The following is a 4539-nucleotide window of genomic DNA, read 5'->3' as shown; positions in this document are numbered from 1 at the left end:
ACCGCCGGGCCGAACTATGAGACCCGCGACGAACTCTATGCCGATCTGGACTGGGCCGAAGGGGTTCTCTCGGCCGTCTGGGGTGACAGCATCGAGGCGCGACGCGGTGTCTATCGCAAGGTCGGGGCCTCGGGCGCCGGAAGCTGGTCGCGGATCGGGTCGCTGCCGATCGCCAGCTTTGCCTCTGCCGCGCTGGCCGCCAAGGCGCCATTGGACAGCCCCGCTCTGACCGGCACGCCCACCGTGCCCACGGCCGGGCCCGGCACCAATACGACGCAGGCAGCCAGCACGGCCTTCGTGCAGGTGGCACTGACGGCCGCGCTCACGGCGCTGGTCAATGCCGCGCCCGGTGCCCTCGACACGCTGAACGAACTGGCCGCCGCCCTCGGCAATGACCCGAACTTCGCCACTACGATCCTCACCGCGATCTCGGACGAGGTCACCGCCCGGCAGGCGGCCGAACAATCCGGCTCGATCCTGCGCTTGACCGGATCGACCGGCACGGCGCAGGCCGTGACCGCCAATGTGCCCGCGGCGCAGGCCCATATCCCCTTCGCGGTGCCGCAGCCGGTGCAGGTGCTGTGGCTCGAGGACAATACCGCCGCCGATCCGGTGCTGACGATGGTCAATGGCGGCACCAGCCTTGCCTGCACCGTCAAGCGCCGCTCGGGCGGGGCGCTCGATCCCGGCGAACTGCGCGGATCGACCCGCTACGACATGGTGTTGCACAGCGTCAGCCCGCCGGTGCTGCGCCTCAAGGGTGCGGTCGGGCCGCGCGACATCGCAGGGCTGGAGGATGCGCTGGACGCCAGGGCACCGCTGGCCAGCCCTGCGCTGACCGGCAACCCGACAGCACCGACGCAGGCACCGGGCAATGACAGCACGAGGCTGGCCACCACCGCCTTCGTCAAGGTGGCGGTGGATGCCGCACTCGCCGCGCTGGTCAATGCCGCGCCGGGCGCGCTGAACACGCTCGACGAACTGGCGGCCGCGCTTGGCGACGATCCGAACTTCGCCACCACGATCCTGACCGCCGTGGGCGCGCGGCTCTCGAAGGCCGCCAACCTGTCCGACCTGACCGACCCGGCCGCCGCCCGCACCGCGCTGCAGGTGCCCAGCGTGACAGAGGTGGCACTGGCGCTGGCCGACAAGGCAGATGGCGCAGCTTTCCAGCAGGCCAATGCCGCGCGGATCGGCGAGATCCGCGCGGCACATGCCCGGGTGCTCGTCTCCTCCGATGACCGCCGTGGCGGCAAGGTGGAGATCACCGGCACCGTGGTTCGCTTCCCGCGCCTGCGGGTGGCCTTGCCTGACACGGGCGATCCGGTCGATGCCTCCGAAGGGCCGTTCGACATCACCCCGACCAGCGGCAGCCACTGGGAGATGACCTTCTCCACCGCGGACACCACCGATCTGGGCGAGGCCTATACCTACTGGATCGATCTGGCCGCCGATCCGAAGGTTCTGCGCCAGACCGGCGGGCTGATTGCCCGCTTCGGGGCGGCGCAGATCCCGGTCGGCTGGTCGCAGCGCGGGCGGTTCTACAATCCGCATGGGCTGCCGGTGGTCTATGCGGAGCCGCCCGCCGAGACCGATCCGCTGACCCGTCTGGCCCGGCCGGGCCTGCGGGCCGAGGCGCTGGCGCTGGCCACCGCCAGCCTCGCCGTGCCGGATGAGGATCTGGGCGGCGCCCCCTGGGTGGTGCCCGCCGCCTGGCCGCTGCAACTGGGCGGGCCGTTCCGGCAGTCCGGCCTCGTGCTGCAGGGCGCCGATCTGCTGCCGGATTTCGTGACCGGCTGGGCCGCGTCGCAAAGCTCGAACGGCACCACCGCGACACTGGAGGGCAGCGGCACCGAGGCCGGGGTGCCCTATGTCGATGTCAGGATCGCGGGCACCTCGACCGGCGGAGAGCATCATATCGGCTTCTCGCCCTTCACCTTCCGCACCATTCCCGGCCGCCGCTTCGATGCCGCGATCACCGCGCGGGTGATCAACGGCACAGCGCCGACCGGCGGCAGCGGGCCGGGGTTGCAACTCCTGCAAAACGAGCGGGACGCCGCCAATGTCTCTCTCAATGACGTGGTGCGCTCGGCCGCGCTCAACACCACCAGCGACGTGACCCGGACGATGACCCAGATCATCGACCAGCCGACCGCGCGGCTGACCTTCTTCGCCCTGGTGCTGGTCACCGGGCCGGGCGAGGTGGTGGATGTGACCTATCGCATCAAGGGCCTGCGCCTGCGCCAGCAGCCCGAGGTCGATTGCTCCTACATGACCGACAGCAGCGAGGTGGTGATCAGCGCGCCTGCGGGCAGCTGTCCGCAAGGCGCGCGGATCTTCGCCGGGCATGGCCGCAGTTTCGCCGGGCAGCCCGGCATGCAGACCGCGATCCTGCCCGCCGGTGGCGCCGCACGGATCACGCGGCTGTCCGAGAATGCCACCGAGGGCGTGATCCTTGAACCGCTGGCAGGCACGGTCCTGACCTGGCAGGGCGGGCCGGAGCCTTTGCGCGAGGCCAGCATCGTTCTGGCGGGGCAAAGCCAGCTGTCGCTGGGGTTCGAGCGCGGGCTTCCGGGGGCGTTCGCCCGCGCGCTGCGCGATGGCACATGGATGCAATCCGCGCTGTCGCCGGACCTTTTCTGGATCAACGGCGCGACGGGGGGATCGTCGATCCTGACCGCCCCGAACAACTGGTGGTCCCTTGCAGGCAGCGAGGGGCCGGCGCTGACCGCATGGAAGGCGGCGGTGAATGCCGCCGTGGCGGCGGGTCAGCCGGTGCCCGGCTGCATCTTCTTTGCACAGGGCGAGGCGGATGCGGCGGCGATGCAGGCAGGCACCTATGCGGTCGCGCAGCTGCTGACCGGGATCAAGGCGCTCTGGGCGGCGCAGCTGGCCCATCTGGTGTCGCTGGGGGCGGTGGCGCCGAAGATCATCGTCATGCAGCTGGGCGCCTGGGATGCGGGCGACAGCTGGCCGGTCGGGGCCTCCGCCGTCCGCTGGGCCTGGCAACGCGCGATCGACGAAACGGCCGAGGCTTATTTCGGGGCCGACAGCTATGACATCCCGCGCGCGGCGGGCAATGTGCATCTGAACGGCATGGGGCACCTGCATCTGGCCTATCGGCTGGCGCGGGCCTGGGCGAATGTGATGCGGGGGCAGACCAACAGCCTCGGGCCGCAGATCGTCAGCGCCACGCTGCGCTCGGCCAGCGATTTCCGGGCCGCCGTGCTCACGCTTCCGGCCGGGCTGCACCTGCCGCCCGGCGACTGGGGCGACATCGCCAGCGGCCCGACGCCCTGGGGCTTCCAGCTGCTCGGCGGTGCCAATCTGGCGACCCGGATCCCGATCCTGCGCGGTGTCCTGAACCGGGCGGCGGGCACCATCACGCTGGAGACCAACACCAACCTGACCGCCGCCCGCCTGGTCCTGCCCGCAGGCTTCGCATCCGACCAGCGCGCGGGCCACACGATCCGCGACGCCCAGGCCCATGGCCGCCTGCCGGGCCTGCCGCTGCGCAGCGTGGTCACGGCACCCCTCGCAGCCCCGTAACCGATGTCCCGTACCCGATCCGCAACCGAAAGGACGCCACCATGCCCCTGATCACCGCAACCGCCAGCTGGCAATCGGCCACGCTCGTCCAGGACGAGATCTGGCAGAACCGCGCCTATGGCCGCGCCGTCCTGCTGACGGTCGAGGCGCCCTCGGGCGATGATGACCTGCGCGGCATCCGGCTGGAGCAGGGCGAGGTGCGGATCTTCCGTGCAGGCCAGACCGTCCGCTGGCGCTGCGCGACCACCCCGGATGTCGATGTGCTGATCCAGCGCGAGCTGCACCAATGAAGATGGACCTCTCGCCTGCGGCCTGGCACTGGCGCGCAGAGGCCGACAGCCTGCGCAGCCTGTTCGCTGGCGGGCGGAGCGGGCTCTGGTTCGATCCGGCGCAGCAGTCCGCACTGCGTCAGGATGCGGCGGGCACGCTGCCCGTCACCGCGCCCGGCCAGCCGGTCGGCCTGATCCTTGATCTGGGCGGCGGCGGCAATCACGCCGCACAAGCCCTTTCCGATGCCCGCCCGCTCTGGCAGCGCGACGCCAGCGGCCGTGCATATCTGCTCTTCGACGGGGTGAATGACCGCATGACGGTCAATGCCTTCCCGCTGGGCGCGGCGGGCCGGACGGTGATTTCGGTGATCCGCAAGGCCGGTGACAGCACGCTGGGCGCCGTGGTCGAGCATCGGCCGCAATGGACGACGCCGGGCGGGATTGCGCAGTTCGCGCCGGGCGGCAATGGCGCCGCCACCTATGGCACCCGCGCCCACAGCAGCACGGCGCAAAGCCTGCTGACCAGCCCCGCCAGCTTCCCGGCACCCCATACCGCCGTGCTGACCTCGCTGGCCGCGACCGGAACCCATGTCATGCGGGTGAACGGGGTGCAGGTGGCGGCCGAAACTCCCCCCGGCGTGATGACCGCCCTGAACGCCGGGCTGATGATCGGCGCCCGTGACGGCGCGGGCCTCTTCGCCGGAATGCGGCTCTACGGCCT

Annotated in this window: 3 protein-coding genes; all 3 read left to right on the top strand. The window is 71.1% G+C overall.

Features of this window, described 5'->3' with window-relative positions; genetic code table 11:
* Nucleotides 1-3549, top strand: a 3549-nt coding sequence (locus tag D2N39_RS23215) for a hypothetical protein (protein ID WP_199725344.1), incomplete at its 5' end; no start/stop codon positions are given.
* 41 nt (nucleotides 3550-3590) lie between these two features.
* Nucleotides 3591-3839 (top strand): hypothetical protein, encoded by a 249-nt coding sequence (locus D2N39_RS22245; RefSeq protein WP_119136897.1) that lies wholly within the window; start codon nucleotides 3591-3593, stop codon nucleotides 3837-3839.
* Nucleotides 3836-4539: hypothetical protein (locus D2N39_RS22240; RefSeq protein WP_147373547.1), on the top strand; the 704-nt coding region annotated here is incomplete at its 3' end. The genes D2N39_RS22245 and D2N39_RS22240, both read left to right, overlap by 4 nt.

It is taken from the genome of Gemmobacter lutimaris (assembly GCF_003570715.1).
Lineage (GTDB): Bacteria > Pseudomonadota > Alphaproteobacteria > Rhodobacterales > Rhodobacteraceae > Gemmobacter > Gemmobacter lutimaris.
Note: the sequence above shows the minus strand (reverse complement) of the source record. Positions and strands in the feature narration are given on the sequence as shown.